Below are 1,015 nucleotides of genomic sequence, written 5' to 3'. Positions count from 1 at the left end.
GACTGGGGAGAACGAAGCCTGCAATTTGCTGTGGAGCCCCGGCTGCCGTATACAGCTTTGTTATGCGCTTTTGCTTCTATGCTATTTCTGTTTTTCTCAATCTGAGTTTTGGTTTATTCAATTTATCAATGGACTCTCTGACTTTATCTCTTGTTTCAGATTGAAGATAAGTTGGGATTAATATTTTCAAACTTATCCCTAAAAGTCGATGGATTATTACCAAATCTTTCAAGGTGAATTGAGAAACACCATTTATTAATTCGCTCATATATGATTTTGGGTGACCCAGTATTTGTCCAAAATCCTGCTGAGTCAAATCAAATTCTTTGAGTTTTTTTCTGATGCTTTCTTTTCGTTTTTGTATGAATTTTTGCTCGTAATCAATGATTTCTTCTGCTTTGTCAGATTCTTCTATTTGAGAATCGGTTATGTTTTCAAAGTCTGACCATTTTCTATTTTCGTATTCTGCGATTAAGTCTCTTATTTTTTTTCGAATAGGTTTTAAGTCAGGGTTTTCTTTAATCATTAATCGCAATTTACGGTCAAGCAATGAAGCTTTTTGTAAATCATATTCATTTTCAATTCTTTCGATATTTTCAATTTCTTTTATGTCCTTAATTTCTTTCATCGTTCTTAGCTTTAAATCCAACCATTATTATTCAACCACTTTTTGATAACGTTTCGGTTGTTCTTGAAAGTCATTTCGTAATCATCGTGGTTTCCTGCCCAAACAATTGTTGCTTCTCCATTTTCTTCAAATTCAATTAGGATTAAAGTTCTGTGAATGTTGATATTGAAAAAATAGAATTCTCCGCCATAAACACAATCGGCGTCTGGTCTTTCTTGAGTCAAATCATGGGGTGTTTGCCAGTTGCTTTTCTCAATGTCGGAAATGAGCTGTTTAACTGCATTTACCAATTTTGAGTTTCCCTGATTTTTCTTAATCAGTTTGGCCAGAATGTGTTTGTTAGTAATTCTCAAGTCGTTTGGGTTTAGTCATCTTACGTCAAAGATA

The 1,015-nt window shown here is 33.8% G+C and carries 2 protein-coding genes; both read right to left on the bottom strand.

The window, feature by feature from the left end:
- Positions 1-76: 76 nt before the first annotated feature.
- A complete protein-coding gene (locus JCM15548_RS20590) occupies positions 77-628 on the bottom strand; it encodes a helix-turn-helix domain-containing protein (protein ID WP_062129117.1) in 552 nt (183 codons plus the stop codon).
- 11 nt (positions 629-639) lie between these two features.
- Positions 640-981 carry a type II toxin-antitoxin system HigB family toxin gene (locus tag JCM15548_RS20585; protein WP_062129114.1) on the bottom strand — a complete coding sequence of 114 codons (342 nt, stop codon included), beginning with the start codon at positions 979-981 and terminating at the stop codon, positions 640-642.
- Positions 982-1,015: the final 34 nt, after the last annotated feature.

The sequence above is a fragment of the Geofilum rubicundum JCM 15548 genome (assembly GCF_000974365.1).
Classification (GTDB): Bacteria; Bacteroidota; Bacteroidia; order Bacteroidales; family Marinilabiliaceae; genus Geofilum; species Geofilum rubicundum.
Note: the sequence above shows the minus strand (reverse complement) of the source record. Positions and strands in the feature narration are given on the sequence as shown.